At 72.2% G+C, this 15,248-nt stretch carries 14 protein-coding genes; 3 read left to right on the top strand and 11 right to left on the bottom strand.

The genetic code is table 11. The annotated features are described in order from the left end of the window. Nucleotides 1–15 precede the first annotated feature (15 nt). The 8 genes from ACGF2Y_RS32150 to ACGF2Y_RS32115 all read right to left on the bottom strand — a co-directional run bounded on the left by ACGF2Y_RS32150 (nucleotide 16) and on the right by ACGF2Y_RS32115 (nucleotide 7,764). Entirely contained in the window at nucleotides 16–1,029 is a 1,014-nt protein-coding gene (locus ACGF2Y_RS32150; RefSeq protein ID WP_392954769.1) for a TIGR03842 family LLM class F420-dependent oxidoreductase, read from the bottom strand. 52 nt (nucleotides 1,030–1,081) lie between these two features. After that, nucleotides 1,082–2,473: a dihydropyrimidinase gene (hydA, locus tag ACGF2Y_RS32145; protein WP_392954767.1), complete on the bottom strand. Its 1,392-nt coding sequence runs from the start codon at nucleotides 2,471–2,473 to the stop codon at nucleotides 1,082–1,084. Beyond that, nucleotides 2,470–2,808, bottom strand: a complete 339-nt coding sequence (locus ACGF2Y_RS32140; RefSeq protein ID WP_392954766.1) for a hypothetical protein — start codon at nucleotides 2,806–2,808, stop codon at nucleotides 2,470–2,472. The genes hydA and ACGF2Y_RS32140 overlap by 4 nt, the downstream gene beginning before the upstream one ends. A 99-nt stretch (nucleotides 2,809–2,907) precedes the next feature. Then, on the bottom strand, nucleotides 2,908–4,191 hold the full coding sequence (locus ACGF2Y_RS32135; protein ID WP_392954764.1) for an aspartate aminotransferase family protein: 1,284 nt from the start codon (nucleotides 4,189–4,191) through the stop codon (nucleotides 2,908–2,910). Further along, the gene (locus tag ACGF2Y_RS32130; protein ID WP_097866744.1) at nucleotides 4,188–5,030 is read right to left on the bottom strand and encodes a nitrilase-related carbon-nitrogen hydrolase; all 843 of its coding nucleotides are present in this window, start codon (nucleotides 5,028–5,030) and stop codon (nucleotides 4,188–4,190) included. The genes ACGF2Y_RS32135 and ACGF2Y_RS32130 overlap by 4 nt, the downstream gene beginning before the upstream one ends. A gap of 198 nt (nucleotides 5,031–5,228) precedes the next feature. Next, complete coding sequence (locus ACGF2Y_RS32125) at nucleotides 5,229–6,842, bottom strand: hypothetical protein (RefSeq protein ID WP_392954763.1); 1,614 nt, start codon at nucleotides 6,840–6,842, stop codon at nucleotides 5,229–5,231. Between the two features lie 176 nt (nucleotides 6,843–7,018). Continuing rightward, on the bottom strand, nucleotides 7,019–7,399 hold the full coding sequence (locus tag ACGF2Y_RS32120) for a PPOX class F420-dependent oxidoreductase (RefSeq protein WP_392954762.1): 381 nt from the start codon (nucleotides 7,397–7,399) through the stop codon (nucleotides 7,019–7,021). 95 nt (nucleotides 7,400–7,494) lie between these two features. Then, nucleotides 7,495–7,764, bottom strand: coding sequence for a helix-turn-helix domain-containing protein (locus tag ACGF2Y_RS32115; protein ID WP_392954760.1), 270 nt, complete (start codon nucleotides 7,762–7,764; stop codon nucleotides 7,495–7,497). A gap of 73 nt (nucleotides 7,765–7,837) precedes the next feature. Between ACGF2Y_RS32115 and map the strand changes: the two genes are divergently transcribed. After that, complete coding sequence (gene map, locus ACGF2Y_RS32110) at nucleotides 7,838–8,605, top strand: type I methionyl aminopeptidase (protein WP_392954758.1); 768 nt, start codon at nucleotides 7,838–7,840, stop codon at nucleotides 8,603–8,605. Between the two features lie 20 nt (nucleotides 8,606–8,625). Here the strand turns inward: map and ACGF2Y_RS32105 are convergent, their stop codons facing one another. Both ACGF2Y_RS32105 and ggt read right to left on the bottom strand, forming a co-directional pair. Then, complete coding sequence (locus tag ACGF2Y_RS32105) at nucleotides 8,626–9,378, bottom strand: glycoside hydrolase family 75 protein (protein WP_392954756.1); 753 nt, start codon at nucleotides 9,376–9,378, stop codon at nucleotides 8,626–8,628. Nucleotides 9,379–9,509: 131 nt separating this feature from the next. Further along, entirely contained in the window at nucleotides 9,510–11,324 is a 1,815-nt protein-coding gene (gene ggt / locus ACGF2Y_RS32100; RefSeq protein WP_392954754.1) for a gamma-glutamyltransferase, read from the bottom strand. 105 nt (nucleotides 11,325–11,429) lie between these two features. Here ggt and ACGF2Y_RS32095 point away from each other — a divergent pair, with 105 nt between their 5' ends. Next, a complete protein-coding gene (locus ACGF2Y_RS32095; protein ID WP_392954752.1) occupies nucleotides 11,430–12,173 on the top strand; it encodes a hypothetical protein in 744 nt (247 codons plus the stop codon). A gap of 12 nt (nucleotides 12,174–12,185) precedes the next feature. On the opposite strand, the gene murJ is transcribed toward ACGF2Y_RS32095, so the two are convergent. Then, on the bottom strand, nucleotides 12,186–13,823 hold the full coding sequence (gene murJ, locus ACGF2Y_RS32090; protein WP_392954787.1) for a murein biosynthesis integral membrane protein MurJ: 1,638 nt from the start codon (nucleotides 13,821–13,823) through the stop codon (nucleotides 12,186–12,188). A 163-nt stretch (nucleotides 13,824–13,986) separates the two neighbouring features. Here murJ and ACGF2Y_RS32085 point away from each other — a divergent pair, with 163 nt between their 5' ends. Continuing rightward, nucleotides 13,987–15,198: an Ig-like domain-containing protein gene (locus ACGF2Y_RS32085; RefSeq protein ID WP_392954751.1), complete on the top strand. Its 1,212-nt coding sequence runs from the start codon at nucleotides 13,987–13,989 to the stop codon at nucleotides 15,196–15,198. Nucleotides 15,199–15,248 lie beyond the last annotated feature (50 nt).

Below are 15,248 nucleotides of genomic sequence, written 5' to 3'. Positions count from 1 at the left end.
GCGGGCCCGGCGCGCTCAGCCGAACGAAGGGATGATGTCGGAGCCGTAGGCGTCGATGGTGCCCTCGCGGTTGTCGTGCATGTCGTATACGGCGAACTGGTCCACGCCGAGGTCGCGCAGCTGGCGGAGCTTCTCGACATGCGCCTCGGCGGGGCCCAGGAGGCAGAAGCGGTCCACGATCTCATCGGGGACGAAGGCGGTATCGGGGTTGTCGGTGCGGCCGTGGTGGCCGTAGTCGTAGCCGTGCCGGTCCTTGATGTACGCGGTGAGCTCCTCCGGAACCATTCCCGAGTGCTCGCCGTACTTCTCCACCAGGTCGGCGACGTGATTGCCGACCATGCCGCCGAACCAGCGGCACTGGTCCCGGGCGTGGGCCAGTGCCTGCGGGGAGTCGTCCGCGGTGACGTACGCGGGGGCCGCGACGCAGATGGTGAGGGCGTCGGGGTCGCGGCCCGCGTCGGTGGCAGCCTGCCGGACGGCCTTGATCATCCATTCTGTGAGGAACGGGTCGGCGAGCTGGAGGATGAAGCCGTCCGCCTTCCGCCCGGCCAGCGCGAGGGCCTTGGGACCGTACGCCGCCATCCACACCGGCAGCTTCCCGTTCTTGATCCAGGGGATGCGGATCGGTTTGCCGTCGACCTCGGTCTCACGGCCCTCAGCGAGGTCGCGGATCACGTCGATGGCCTCGCCGAGACGGGCGAGGGTGTTGGGACTGCGGCCGGCGACGCGCATGGCGGAGTCGCCGCGGCCGATGCCGCAGACGGTCCGGTTGCCGAACATGTCGTTCAGGGTCGCGAAGGTGGAGGCCGTCACCTCCCACGTGCGCGTCCCCGGGTTGGTCACCATCGGGCCGACACGGAGCTTGGTGGTGTGTTCGAGGATCTGGCTGTAGATGACGAAGGGCTCCTGCCACAGCACGGCGGAGTCGAAGGTCCAGCCGTAGCGGAAACCGTTGCGCTCCGCCCGGCGCATCAGTCCGACGACCTGCGAGGCGGGCGGGTCGGTCTGCAGGACGAGTCCGAAGTCCACGCGGAACCTCCATGTTTCGAGTCGGTAGAGGACGGGACGAGACCCCGGGCGCTCAGCCCAGGTACTGACAGAGGCCGCGCGGCAGGAACGCCCCGTGCCCCGCGTGACCCGCGTACTTCCGCTGATCCACCACCACCTCGCCCCGCGACAGGACGGTCTCGACCTGGCCGGTCACCGTCCTCCCCTCGTACGCCGAGTAGTCGACGTTCATGTGGTGGGTCCCGGCCGACAGCACCTGTGTGGCATGCGGGTCGTAGATGACGACGTCCGCGTCCGAGCCGGGCGCGATGGTGCCCTTTCGCGGGTAGAGGCCGAACATCCGGGCCGGACTCGCGCACGCGATCTCGATCCAGCGGCGCCGGGAGATGTGCCCGTCCACCACCGCCTGGTGGAGGAGGTCCATGCGGTTCTCCACCCCCGGCAGCCCGTTGGGGATCTTCGAGAAGTCGCCCCGGCCCAGCTCCTTCTGGCCGGTGAAGCAGAACGGGCAGTGGTCCGTCGACACCACCTGGAGGTCATCCGTACGCAGGCCCCGCCACAACGCCGCCTGGTGCTCCTTCGGCCGCAGCGGCGTCGAGCATACGTACTTGGCGCCCGCGAAGTCCGGCTCCGCCAGGTTGTCCGTCGACAGGAAGAGGTACTGCGGGCAGGTCTCGCCGAAGACCGGCAGGCCCAGGTCCCTCGCGGCCGCCAGCTCCGCCACCGCCTCCTCCGCGGACACGTGTACGACGTACAGCGGGGAGCCCGCCACCCGGGCCAGCTGGATCGCCCGGTGCGTTGCCTCCGCCTCCAGCAACGCCTTGCGGACCTCCCCGTGGTACCGGGGATCGGTCTCGCCCCGGGCGAGAGCCTGTTCGACGAGGACGTCGATCGCGATGCCGTTCTCGGCGTGCATCATGATCAGCCCGCCCGTGTCGCCGGCCACCTGCATGGCCCGCAGGATCTGGCCGTCGTCCGAATAGAAGACACCCGGATACGCCATAAACAATTTGAACGAGGAAACACCGATCTCGACCAGCTTCGGCATCTCCCGCAGCGTCGCCTCGTTCACGTCCGACATAATCATGTGGAACGCGTAATCGATCGCGCAGTTCCCGTCCGCTTTCTCCATCCAGGCGTCCAGACCGGCCCGGAGCGCCTGTCCCTTCGACTGCACCGCGAAGTCGACGATCGTCGTCGTGCCGCCCCAAGCCGCCGCCCGCGTCCCCGTCTCGAACGTGTCCGACGCGAACGTGCCGCCGAACGGCAGCTCCATATGCGTGTGCGCGTCGACCCCGCCCGGGATCACGTACTTCTGCGACGCGTCGATCACCCGGTCCGCCGTCCACTCCTGCGTACCCGGTGCTGCCAGCGCCACCACCCGGCCGTGCGCGATCAGCACATCCGCATGCACCTCGTCCGCGGCCGTGATCACAAGACCACCGGTAATCAGAGTCCGAGTCATTTCCCAGCCTTCCCTTCACGCCGGCCACCGACCGGGCCACGACCGACACCGACCGGGCCACCGACACGGGCAGGGGCCACGCCCCGGCCCACCGGCCCCCTCACGCCGCCACCTCGCACACCTCGCACGACACACGGCCCACTCCGCGAGAAGTGCCCATCGGCCTTGACACACCGGGCGTCGAACCCTGCGCGCGGCGAGCGGCCCACGTTCTGGGCGGCGAGTGCGGCGATGCGGCCGCCCTCGGCGAGCACGTCGGCGTGGATCTCGTCGGACGCGGTGATGACCGGATCACCGTGGATGACCGGATCACCATGGATGACCGTGCGGCTCATGGGTACCTCCTGACTGCGGGGCGCCCCGCCGGCCCTCTGGGCGTACGGCCGGGGCGGCCCCGCGCGATTCGTGTACGTACGGGCCCCGCCGGGCGCGGGTCAGCCCGCCGCGTGCAGGGCGTCCGCGAGGATCGCCGCGCCTTCCTCGGCCTCGGCGACCGTCAGGGTCAGCGGTGGCGCGATCCTGAGGACGCTGGTGCTGTGGCCGCCGCCCTTGCCGATGAGCAGCCCGCCCGCGCGCGCCGCTTCGAGGACGGCCGCGGCCGCGTCCGGGTCGGCCTCGTCGGTGCCGGGCTTCACCAGCTCGATGCCGATCATCAGGCCCCGGCCGCGCACCTCGCGTACGGCGGGGGAAGCGGCGGCGATGCCCCGCAGCCGTTCGATGAGGAGCCCGCCGACGCGCCGGGCGTTGCCCTGGAGGTCGTGTTCCAGAACGTACGAGAGGTTGGCGAGCGACGCGGCCATGGTGATCGGCGAACCGCCGAACGTGGAGATGGAGTTGGCGTCGAGGCAGTTCATCACCTCGGCGCGGGCCACCACTCCCCCGACCGACATGCCGTTGCCGATGCCCTTGGCGAAGGTGAGGATGTCCGGCGGGCCGTTCTCGGCGTGCGCCTGCCAGCCCCAGAAGTGCTCACCGGTACGGCCCCAGCCGGTCTGCACCTCGTCCGAGATCCACAGCACCCCGTGCCGGTCCAGGACCTCCCGGAACGCGGCGAACAGTCCGTCCGGCGGGGAGGTGAAGCCGCCGACGCCCTGGATGGGCTCGGCGATCAGCGCGGCGGGCCGGCGGGTGTGGCCGAGGAGGTCCTCCAGGTCGGCGACGCACGCCTGGACGAACCGCTCGTCGCTCAGCTCGGCGTACGGTCCCCGGCTGCGGACGCCGCCGTGGACGTACAGCGTCTGGAGCGGGGACAGACTCGTGGGCGACCAGGCCTGGTTGCCGGTGACCGAGACCGTCGAGAACGACCGGCCGTGGTAGCTGTTGCGCATCGCGAGGATCTGGTTGGACCGGCGGTGGGCGGTGGCGAGCAGCAGCGCGGTGTCGTTGGCCTCGGTGCCGGAGGTGGTGAAGAAGACCCGGGCGTCGGGGATGCCGGAGAGCGCGGCGATCCGCTCGGCCATCTCCACCATCGGCCGGTTGAGGTAGAGGGTGGAGGAGTGGATGATCCGCCCGGCCTGTTCGGCGACCGCCTTGGTCACCTCGGGCAGGGCGTGGGCGGTCATCGTGGTGAGGATGCCGCCGAAGAAGTCCAGGTAGCGGTTGCCCTCGGCGTCCCAGACGTGGCGGCCCTCGCCGTGGGTGAGTTCCAGGGGATGGCGGTAGTAGAGGGCCAGCCACTGCGGGCTGACGGCGAGATGGCGCTCGTACAGTCCGCTCACGGCTCCACCAGCCCGTCGTAGGCGTCGGGCCTTCGGTCCCGGTAGAAGGCCCACTGCTGACGGACCTCCTCGATCAGGTCGAAGTCCAGGTCACGGACGAGGAGTTCCTCCTCCTTGTCGCTGGCGACGTCTCCGACGAACTGACCGCGGGGGTCGACGAAGTAGCTGGTGCCGTAGAAGTCGTTGTCGCCGTACTCCTCCTGGCCGACGCGGTTGATCGCGGCGACGAAGTACTCGTTGGCCACGGCGGAGGCCGGCTGCTCCAACTGCCAGAGGTGGCTGGAGAGCCCGCGCGAGGTGGCCGAAGGGTTGTACACCAACTGGGCTCCGCCGAGTCCGAGTTGACGCCAGCCCTCGGGGAAGTGCCGGTCGTAGCAGATGTAGACGCCGACCTTGCCGACGGCGGTGTCGAAGACCGGCCAGCCGGCGTTGCCGGGTTTGAAGTAGTACTTCTCCCAGAATCCCTTGACCTGCGGGATGTGGTGCTTGCGGTACTTGCCGAGATACGAGCCGTCGGCGTCGATCACGGCAGCGGTGTTGTAGTAGAACCCGCTCTGCTCGATCTCGAAGACCGGGACGACGACGACCATGCCGGTCTCGCGGGCCAGGTCCCGCATGCGGCGGACGGTCGGCCCGTCGGGCACCGGCTCGGCCCAGCGGTAGTGCTCGGGCTCCTGGACCTGGCAGAAGTAGGGGGCGTTGAACACCTCCTGGAAACCGATGATCTTCGCCCCCTGCCGGGCGGCCTCGCGCGCGTGTTCCTCGTGCTTGGCGATCATGGATTCGGTGTCGCCGGTCCAGGTCGCCTGGACGAGTGCGGCGCGTACGACGTGGGACATGAGCTGCTCCTTCGACGCGGCGTCAGAGAGCCTCTACGCGTTCTCTACGCACGTAGATCGGTGCATGGATGGAGAACGTAAGCCCCTCCGCCCGGCGGGGCAAGACCATCGCCGTGAACCGGCGGAGTCGATCATGTTTCGCACCCGAGCGGTCCACAGCGGAAACGGTACCGGTCGGACAGCGTCGCCCGCGGAAGCTCAGACCCCCGGCACGCCCGCCACCCGCAGCGCGTGCACCAGGTCCCATTCCCGTTCCACCGACACCTCGCGGGCCGCCGCCAGGAGGAGCGACAGCAGCCGGGGTCCGCCGGTCCCGCCGGTCCCGGCGAGCTCGGCGGCCTCCTGCGGAGTGCGTACGCGGACGAAGGCGCCGAGCAGGTCCCGCGCCTCCCGTTCCCGGCCGGCGCGGTCCAGGGCGAGCACCGACTCGGCGACCTCGGCGGCGGGCCGGGCGACGCCCTGGCGCAGCAGCAGCCCGCAGTCCGCCTCGCGCCCGGCGGCGGCCAGCGCACCGGCCGCGGCGGCGAACCCGGCGGGCGGCAGCGAGGACACCTCCCAGAGCAGGGTGGTCCAGTCGGCGGCGAGCCCGGCGCGGTACAGGGCGACCGCGAGCACCGGCAGCCGGGGCGCGGGCCAGGCCGCGACCTCGCAGAGCACCACATGCGCCTCGCCGGTGCGGCCTTCGGTACGCAGCCGGACCAGTCGGGCGACGGCCCCGGCGACGGCCTGCCCGGCGGCCGGATCCGGCAGGGCGTCCGGCGCACGGTCCCGCCCGGCCCGGTCCCGGCCCTCCCGATCCCCTCCGCCCTCATCGCCCGCGCCGCCGCCGAACCGGGCACCGCGGAGGGCGGGCGCGCCCCCGCGCGGCGCCGCGGACGGCCCCGGCAGCGGCGAAGGGGCGTAGCCGGCCTCCCCCTCGTCAACCTCCAGACCGGCGAACCGGGCACCCCGCGGCTTCTTGCGCCGGGGGGCGGGGGCGTCGGGGATGGGGGCATCGTGGGCGGGGGCGTCATAGGCGGAGGTGCCGGGGGCGGGGGTGCCGTAGGCAGGCGCGTCCGGGGCGGGGGCGTCGGACCCGGGTCCGCCGACGCCTGCGGGCCACCCGGGGTGCGGGTCCCCGGCCGCCGCGCCCCGGACCTCGGCACGCGGCTGCGGAACCCTGGCGGACGCGGGGGGCGCGGCGGTCGGGGCGGTCGCGGGGGAGCTGGCCGACCAAGCGGACTCGGCGGACCCGGCAAACTCGGCGGTCGCGGCGGTCGCGGCGGACTCAGCAGACCCGGCCGGCGCCCCGTCGCCGCCCTCCTCCTCCCCCCGGAACCACCCCTCGGGCACCGTCACGGCCGCCAGCCGCTTGCGGAGCTCGGCACACCGGGCGGTGGCCCGTTCGTGGTCGTCGCGGGCCCAGGCCAGCGCCTCCGGTTCGGCCGGGTCCGGGCCACCGGGTTCGCCTCCGCGCAGGCGTTCCGCCGCCCGGTGCTGCTCGCGGACCATCAACTCCAGCCGGTGGACGAGCTCCTGTCGTCCGCCGGGCCGCCGGTCATGGGCGGCGGCGGACGCCGAGTAGAGCGCGGCCGCCCGGACCGACACCTGCTCGGCGAACCGGGCGCCGTGCAGCGCGGCGAGGTCCGCGAGCAGCGACTCCACCACGTCCCACGGCGGGATCTCCACTCCGTCGACGCAGGACCGCATGCCCGCCGGGTCGCGCCGGGCGAAGACCCCGTACCATCCGCGTCCGGGGTCCAGGCGCGCCACCAGATCCCGCAGGTAATGTGCGAACGCCCCTACTTCGTAAGCCTGCTGATGCACCGTCATCGTCGCCCTCGCCAACTGTCGACCGGAGCCTTCCAGTCCGGAGGCATTCGACCGCAGGCGTGTTACGGGACTGCTACGCGCAGCTTTCGGGCACGCTGCGGCGGGAGCGCGACCCCCGGCCGTGCGCCCCCTTCACGCTCCGGCGACGGTGAGGGTGGGGGTGACAGTGACCGGGCTCAGAAGGTGACGGCAATCCCGGTGTGCGGGCGCTTGCCGAGCCGGGCGATCGTCGCCGGCCAGTCGACGAGCCAGAACTTCCAGGTGTACTTGCGGGCCAGCAGCTTGCGCGCCGCGCGGGTGCCGTCCTCGTCGAGGAGCTTCGCCGTACCCTCCGCGCTGGGGGCTCCTTCGGCGATCCTGCCGCGTACGTCGCAGACGGTGACGACGACCTTGTCGTTGTTGCGCAGCCGCTTGACCTTCCACGAGTCGGAGCGGGTCCAGATGTACAGCGCGTCACCCTCGGCGGCGGCCCAGACGGGTGTGGCGACGGGTGTGCCGTTCTTCCGGTACGTGGTCAGGCTGACGTATTCGCTGCGTGCGAAGTCCTGGAGAGTCACGGCGCGACCCTACGCGCACCAGGGGGCGTCCCGCCGGTCAGGGTCGCCGGCACACCGCCTCCCGCCGAGCGGGGACGCCCACTCCTCCCCCGGCCCTACGCGATCAGCGGCGCCGCCGCCGGTTCCAGCGCGCAGCGGCCGAGGATCTCGTCCATGGAGAGGCCCAGCGCACCGGCGAGGGCGGCCACGGTGAAGAAGGCGGGGGTGGGGGCGCGACCGGTCTCGATCTTCCGGAGGGTCTCCGCGGAGATTCCGGCGCTCGCGGCGACGGCGGCCATGCTGCGCTCGCCGCGCGCCTGGCGGAGCAGTGCGCCGAGACGTTCGCCGCGCAGGCGCTCTTCGGGTGTCAGAGGGGTACGGACCATGCGGCCATCGTACTACGGAATGCCATTTCTATACCGTCATTACTATACCGCTTCTACCGGTATAGTAATGGGCATGGTGCACATCAAGACGGACACACATATCGAAGCGATGCGCGAGGCCGGCCGGGTCGTCGCGCAGATCCTGACCCGTGCGCGGGAGGTGGCGGCGGTCGGCGTGACGCCCCGCCAACTGGACGAGGCGGCCCGCGAGGTGCTCGGCAGGGCCGGAGCCTCCTCGCCGTTCCTGAACTACAAGCCGCACTTCGCGCCCACCCCCTTCCCGGCCGTCATCTGCGTCTCGGTCAACGACGCGGTCGTGCACGGCATCCCCTCGGCCGAGCCGCTGCGGGACGGGGACCTGGTCAGCGTCGACACGGGTGCCCTCCTCGACGGCTGGGCCGGTGACTCGGCGATCAGCTTCATCGTGGGCGAGGCCCGCCCCGCCGACACCCGGCTCATCGCCACCGCGAACCAGGCCCTGGAGGCCGGGATCGGCGCGGCCGTGGTGGGCAACCGGATCGGCGACATCGCCCACGCGATCGGCACGGTCTGCCGCACGGCGGGCTACGGCATCCTGGAGGGCTACGGCGGCCACGGGATCGGCCGGTCCATGCACGAGGACCCGTCCGTGCCGAACGAGGGGCGGCCGGGACACGGTATGCCACTGCGGCACGGGATGGTCCTGGCGATCGAGCCCATGCTGATCGGCGGTGGCGGCGACGAGTTCCGCCACGACGAGGACGGCTGGACGCTGCGGACGACCGACGGCAGCCGGGCCTCGCACGCCGAGCACACCGTGGCGATCACGAACGACGGCCCGCGCATCCTGACCGCGCTGTGACCGCCGTACGGGCAGCCCTTCTATGAGCGCCCGACGAACTCCGCGGCCAGTGCCGCTCCCCGGCTCCGCGCCAGCGCGCGGCTCTCGATCGGGGAGACGCGGGAGTTCTTGAACGCGATGTACGTGACGTCGGACCCGGCGCCTCCGGTCGAGGGGTCGGGATCGATGCCCAGGGCCTTCGCCATGGCGTACGACGCCTCCCCGATGATGCCTGTGGGACCGGTGTCGCCGATCACGCCGTACCGCACCCGGTCCCGGTACACGACGGCTACGACACTGCCGCCGCTCAGCCCCGATTTCCGGTAGTCCCACACCTTGCTCGGGGCGGGTACGACCACATAGGGGAGCGCGGCCGAGTCCAGGGGTTCTCCCCGGGAGCTCTGGAACGCGGTCTCCGGCAGGAAGTAGGGGTCGGTCTTCCGGTTGCAGGCCTTCGTCCGGCGGCCGTCGCAGTCGATGTCCATGTCCGCCGTCCAGAAGACGGCGTCCGTGGTGCCGCAGACGGGGACCGTGGCCTTGGCGCTGCCGCTGTCCGTGCGGTAGGCGCCTTTCGAGATCCGGGCGCAGGCGCGGACCTCGGCCAGGAGTTCGGCGGCGGTCGCCTCCCTCTCGTCCACTCCGGGGGCGGTCGCCTCGGCCGCTTCCGGCGGCTCCTGGCCGGTCCCGGTGCCGGGGCCCGTCCCGGGGCCGGTGGCGGAGGCGGGCAGGGCCGCCGCTGCGAGGAGCACGGCGCCGCAGGCGGCGGATGTCAGGGCGAGCATGCGGGTGCGCATGGTGCGGAAGGACCCTTTCCGTAGACCGGGGGCCCGTACGGGCCCCCGGTTGCGCCACAAGGCCGCAGGGCCGGCACCGCGCGCTGTGTCGCGCGCCACCGGCCCCGCCGCCCCTGCTTCGTCCGGCCGGCTCAGTGACCGCCGCCCGGGTGCACCACCATGGCCGAGCCGCCGCCCCGGCGCACCTTTTCCGCCGCCGCCAGCCAGCGGCCGCCGGGCAGCCGCTGTACGCCGGTGGCGGCTCCGATCTCCGGGGTCCGCCTGAAGACGTGGCCGAGCTTCTCCAGCTCGGCGCGGACCGGGCTGTTCCACAGGTCCGGCTCGATCTGCGTCGTCGGCGTGTTGCGCTGGCTGGCGCGCGGCGCGGCGATCGCGTCGACCAGCGGGAGTCCCCGGTCCAGGTGTCCGGTCAGCGTCTGGAGCACGGTCGTGATGATCGTGGCTCCGCCCGGGGAGCCGAGGGCGAGCACGGGCTTGCCGTGCCGGAGCACGATGGTCGGGGAGATCGACGAGCGCGGGCGCTTGCCCGGTCCCGGGAGGTTCGGGTCGTGCACGGCCGGGTCGGCGGGAGCGAAGGAGAAGTCGGTCAGCTCGTTGTTGAGCAGGAAGCCGCGGCCGGGCACGGTGATGCCGCTGCCTCCGGTGGACTCGATCGTCAGGGTGTAGGCGACGACGTTGCCCCACCTGTCGGCCGTCGTCAGGTGGGTGGTGTTCTCACCCTCGTACGTGGCCGGGGCCGGGGCGCCGCCGCTGCCGCACCGCTCGGGGTCGCGCGGGTCGCCCGGCGGCAGCGGGCTGGTCAGCGCCTTGTCGTCCCGGATCAGGCACTCCCGCGCATCGGCGAACCGCTGGCTCAGCAGTTCCTTGGTGGGGACGTCCTCGAAAGCGGGGTCGCCGACCCAGCGGCCCCGGTCGGCGAACGCGATCCGGCTCGCCTCGATGAACCGGTGCAGATACCGGCCCCGGTCCGCCCGGGAAAGGTCGGTGGACTCCAGGATGTTGAGGGCCTCGCCGACGCTGGTGCCGCCGGACGAGGAGGGGGCCATGCCGTAGACGTCCAGGCCCCGGTAGCGGACCTTGGCCGGGTCCTGGCGCAGGGTCCGGTAGGACGCGAGATCGCCCCGGGTCAGATCGCCGGGCCGCACCACACGGGTGGCGTCCGGGTCGACGGGCGGCCTGCGCACGGTGCGCACGATGTCGTCGGCCAACTCGCCCCGGTACAGCTCTCCGACGCCCCTGCGGCTGAGCTTCTCGTACGTACGGGCCAGGTCGGGGTTCTTGAACACCGAGCCGACGACGGGGAGTTCGCCACCGGGCAGGAACAGCTTCGCGGAGGCCGGGAAGTCGGCGAATCGGGCCTGGTTGGAGGCGGTCTGCGAGCGGAAGGTGTCATCCACGACGAAGCCGTGCCGGGCCAGGCGCTCGGCCGGTTTCAGCAGCGTACGCAGCGACTTGGAGCCCCATGCGTCGAGCGCCCGCTCCCAGGTGGCCGGGGTGCCGGGCGTGCCGACGCCGAGGCCGCTGGTCATGCCCTCCTCGAAGGGGATCGGCGTGCCGTTCTCCAGGAACAGGGAGGCGTCCGCGCTGCGGGGTGCCGTCTCGCGGCCGTCGATGGTCCGCACGGTGCGCTTCTCGGCGTCGTAGTGGACGAGGTAGCCGCCGCCGATGCCCGCCGAATACGGTTCCGTCACACCGAGCGCCGCCGCGGTGGCCACGGCCGCGTCCACCGCGTTGCCGCCCTTGCGCAGCACCTCGATCCCGGCGGCCGAGGCGTCCCGGTCGACGCTCGCCACCGCTCCCCCGTGGCCCACCGCCACCGGGGACTTGGGCGGCGCGGGACGCGGGGCGGCGGATGGAGCCGAGGCCTCCGGGGCGGCGGCCCCCAAGGAGGCGACCACGGCGAGGACGGCCAACAGCGAGGTGCTCCGAGCGACGGAACGGCGCATACGTACCTCCGGTCAACGGATCTCCGCCGCAGGGTAGCCCCGGGGAACCCGGACCGTCAGGACCGCCTCGAACGGTTACCCGAATGACCGGTACCATGCGCGCCTATGACGGACGACGTGCGCAACATCGTGCTGGGCGTGCTAGCCGCCGGGATCAGCGCCTCGCTGGGCTGGCTCGCCCGGACCTGTCTCTGGCGGTGGGGGCTCCGCCGCAAGCAGGCATTCTTCGGGCTGCCGGCGAACTCCGCGTGTCTGCTGGTCGTCAACCGCTACGCGGGCGCCGAGGGGTCGGTGCACCGCTACGACGCCTTCGCCCTGCTCGAACTCTCCGCGCTCATCAAGGACTGCGCGGCACACGCGCAGATCGTCACGCACGACACGGCCCAGCAGGGGTTCGGGGAGCGTACGGAGTTCTGCGTCGGCGGTCCGACGTCCAACCAGCGGATGGCGGCGCATCTGCGGACCCTGCTGCCCGGGGTACGGATCAACGTCGAGCAGGACCCGGGCCCGGACCGGGTGGCGTTCCAGATCGGCTCCGAGCGCTACCGGCTGGAGCCGGGGACCTCGGAGTACGTCCTGCTCGCGCGGCTGACGGGTGGTCAGGATGCCCGCCCGGTCTTCCTGTTCTGCGGTCAGCGGGCCATCACCAACCAGGCGGCCACCCGTTATGTCGCCCGCAACCACGAGAAGCTGCGCCGCAAGCACGGCGACAAGTCGTTCTGCCTGCTGCTGAAGGTCGTCAACTCCCAGGCGTACGGCCCCGATGTGGTCGAGCTCGTCGGCGATGTGACACGCGAGGCCCAGGCCCCCGTGCCCAGCACGCCCGCCTCGCACCGGGCGGCCGGCTGACCGGACCCGCCCTCAGCGGCGCAGCCGCGCCCGGCCGGCCGCCACCATCGCGGTGATCTCGCCGATCCTGAACGGCCGGGCCAGCAGCACCACCCCGAGCAGCAGCGTGAGGACCCCGGCGCCGGCGGCCGCCACGTCCCCGGCGCCCTCCGCGGCGCGTGCCGCGCCGTACGCCGGCGCACCGGCGGCCAGGCAGGCGGCGATCAGGCGGACGTGCGTACCGAGGGTCGGCGACCGCAGCAGGGACCCGGCCCCCGGGAGCCGGCGGGACAGGACGTACCCGGTGACGGCGAATCCGGCGAAGAAGGCCACCGTGCTCGCCCCGGCCATCCCGGTCACCGCCCAGCGCGCCGGCAGCAGCAGGTACGCGGCGACCGAGAGGCCCGCCTGGACGGCGACGATCACCAGGTTGAGGAGAAAGGGGGTGCGGGTGTCGCTCATCGCGTAGAAGCCGCGGGAGAGGACGTACTGCCCGGAGAAGGCGATCAGCCCGGGGGCGAACGCGGCCATCATCCCGGCCATCACCGTGACGTCGGCGTCGGTGGCGCGCCCGTAACCGAAGACGGAGCCGATCACCCACGGCGCGAGCACCAGCAGGGCGGTGGCGGCGGGCACCACGACGGCGGCGCTGGTGCGCAGGGCGTACGCGAGGTCGCGCCGCAGCCCCGCGAGGTCGCCGTCGGCCGCGGCCCGGCTCATCCGGGGCATCAGCGCGGTGACCAGCGAGACCGTGATGATGCCCTGCGGGACGACCCAGAGCTGATAGGCGTAGCTGTACGCGGTGTAGCCCGCCCCGCCCGCGACGCCCTGGTCGACGGCGTGCTGCCCGGTGGCGGTGGAGAGCCGGGTGACGACCCAGTAGGCGAGCTGGTTGGTGAGGACCAGCAGCACCAGCCAGCCGGCCGCGCGCATCGGCCGGGTCAGTCCGCTGCCGCGCCAGTCGAACCGGGGCCGCCAGCGGAACCGGGCGGCGCGCAGGGCGGGGATCAGGGCGAGGGTCTGGACGGCTATGCCGGCGGTGGTGCCCCAGCCGAGAAGGTGGGCGTCCATCGCGGAGAGGGTGCCGTCGGAGTTCGCGGCGACGCCGATGTAGAGCCCGAACACCCCGATGATCACCAGGTTGTTGAGGACCGGGGTCCACATCATCGCGCCGAACCTGCCGCGGGCTCCGAGGACCTGGCCGAGCAGGGTGAAGAGCCCGTAGAAGAGGATCTGCGGCAGGCAGTAGCGGGCGAGGGCCACGGTCAGTTCGGCCTGGCGGTCGTCGTAGTCCGTGTAGAGCCCGACGATGAGGGGCGCCGCCGCCACGGCGAGCGCGGTGAGCGCGAGCAGAGCGACGGCGCACAGGGTGAGCAGTCGGTCGGTGTACGCCGCTCCCCCGTCGGCGTGCTCCTTGGCGGCCCGGACCAGTTCGGGCACGAAGACCGCGTTGAGCGCGCCGCCGATGAGCAGGATGTACAGGATGTTGGGCACGGTGTTGGCGACCGCGTAGCCGTCGGCGGTCAGGCCGGTGCCGAGTGCGGCGACGACGACGGCCGAGCGGACGAAACCGGTGGCACGCGAGACGACGGAGCCGGCCGCCATCACGGCCCCGCTGCGCAGCACCGAGGCGGACCGGGCCGGGGGGCCGGTGGTGCTGTCGACGATCATGCTCACTGCTGGTCTCCCATGGGTCCGAGGTGCTGGCCGACGGTGGAGCGTACTTGGGGACCGAGGGGGCGCCCCGGTCCGGGTTTTCCGGGAACGGACGGAACCGGACATGAGGGAAAACGCCTCTCCCTTACCGAGTGCATCTGCCCTGGAGGTTTTTCCGTTGAGTTCCGCACGCCCGCGCATCCGTCGCTCCGCCCCGGCCGGCCGCCGGTCCCAGCTCGCCCTGACCGGATCCGCCGCGCTGCTCGCCGCCGCGCTCACCGCGTGCTCGGGCGGCGCTTCGAGCTCCGCCGTCGCATCGGGCGGGAACGACGAGAAGCCTGAGACCAGCATCTCGGTGAATCTCACGGGCAAGGCGGCGACGCCCGGCGAGCCGGTGAAGGTGACGCTGGCGCAGGGGAAGCTGAAGGCCGTGTCGGTGACGGCCGGCGAGGGCGGTGCGCTGGCCGGGAAGATATCCGCCGACGGCCGGACCTGGATATCCGAGCGGGTCGCCGCGCCGGGCACCGCGTACACGGTGGAGGTGCAGGACGCGGACGGCGGCAGCGACCGGGCGGCGTTCGCCACCGCCGAGGCCGAGAAGGTCAACAAGCTTCTCCTGGCGCCGGGAAAGAACACGACCGTGGGCATCGCGCAGCCGCTGTCCGTCGTCTTCGACCACCCCGTGAAGGACAAGGCGGCCGTCGAGAAGGCCCTGAAGGTCTCGACGTCCAACGACACCGAGGGCTCCTGGGGCTGGCTCCAGGACTACTCGGGCAAGGACCGCGTCGACTGGCGGCCCAAGGAGTACTGGAAGCCCGGCACGAAGGTGACCCTGGACGCGCAGCTGAACGGCGTCGACACGGGTACGGCCGGCGGCTGGTTCGTCCGCGACTACTCGACGACGTTCACGATCGGCGCGGCCCAGGTGGTCGAGGTCGACCTCGACCGGCACCGGATCTCCCTGCACCGGGACGGGAAGCAGGTTCTGGACATCCCGATGTCGGCGGGCACCCCGGGGGGCGAGAAGGCCTCCTGGCGGGGCACGGCGGTCCTGATGTCGAAGGAGGGCACCATCAACATGCGCTCCGAGACGGTGGGCCTCGGCGACGCCTACGACAAGATGGTCGACTACTCGATGCGGCTGACCTGGTCGGGGATGTACGTGCACGCGGCCCCGTGGAACGCGGGCTATTTCGGCCAGGCCAACCGGAGTTCGGGCTGCGTCGGGATGAGCGACGCCAACGCCGCCGCCCTGTACGGGCAGGTGCGGGTGGGCGACCCGTTCGAGATGACCGGCACGGAGGCCAAGGGCACGGTCGCCGAGGGCAACGGGTACGGCGCGTGGAACCTCTCGTGGGCCGACTGGTCGGCCAAGAGCGCCCTGAAGTGACCCGGCGGCGCCCGCTCGGGCCCGGAACACGCTACTGACGCCACGTCCAA

This window comes from Streptomyces sp. NPDC048142 (assembly GCF_043202835.1).
In the GTDB taxonomy this organism is placed as follows: domain Bacteria; phylum Actinomycetota; class Actinomycetes; order Streptomycetales; family Streptomycetaceae; genus Streptomyces.
This window is presented reverse-complemented; position numbering and strand designations above follow the sequence as displayed.

What these genes read in the sequence shown, in the direction of transcription:
- hydA (WP_392954767.1), bottom strand. Translation starts at nt 2,473, where the DNA reads ATGACTCGGACTCTGATTACCGGTGGTCTTGTGATCACGGCCGCGGAC.
- ACGF2Y_RS32140 (WP_392954766.1), bottom strand. Translation starts at nt 2,808, where the DNA reads ATGAGCCGCACGGTCATCCATGGTGATCCGGTCATCCACGGTGATCCG.
- ACGF2Y_RS32130 (WP_097866744.1), bottom strand. Translation starts at nt 5,030, where the DNA reads ATGTCCCACGTCGTACGCGCCGCACTCGTCCAGGCGACCTGGACCGGC.
- ACGF2Y_RS32125 (WP_392954763.1), bottom strand. Translation starts at nt 6,842, where the DNA reads ATGACGGTGCATCAGCAGGCTTACGAAGTAGGGGCGTTCGCACATTAC.
- ACGF2Y_RS32115 (WP_392954760.1), bottom strand. Translation starts at nt 7,764, where the DNA reads ATGGTCCGTACCCCTCTGACACCCGAAGAGCGCCTGCGCGGCGAACGT.
- map (WP_392954758.1), top strand. Translation starts at nt 7,838, where the DNA reads ATGGTGCACATCAAGACGGACACACATATCGAAGCGATGCGCGAGGCC.
- ACGF2Y_RS32105 (WP_392954756.1), bottom strand. Translation starts at nt 9,378, where the DNA reads ATGCGCACCCGCATGCTCGCCCTGACATCCGCCGCCTGCGGCGCCGTG.
- ggt (WP_392954754.1), bottom strand. Translation starts at nt 11,324, where the DNA reads ATGCGCCGTTCCGTCGCTCGGAGCACCTCGCTGTTGGCCGTCCTCGCC.
- ACGF2Y_RS32095 (WP_392954752.1), top strand. Translation starts at nt 11,430, where the DNA reads ATGACGGACGACGTGCGCAACATCGTGCTGGGCGTGCTAGCCGCCGGG.
- murJ (WP_392954787.1), bottom strand. Translation starts at nt 13,823, where the DNA reads ATGATCGTCGACAGCACCACCGGCCCCCCGGCCCGGTCCGCCTCGGTG.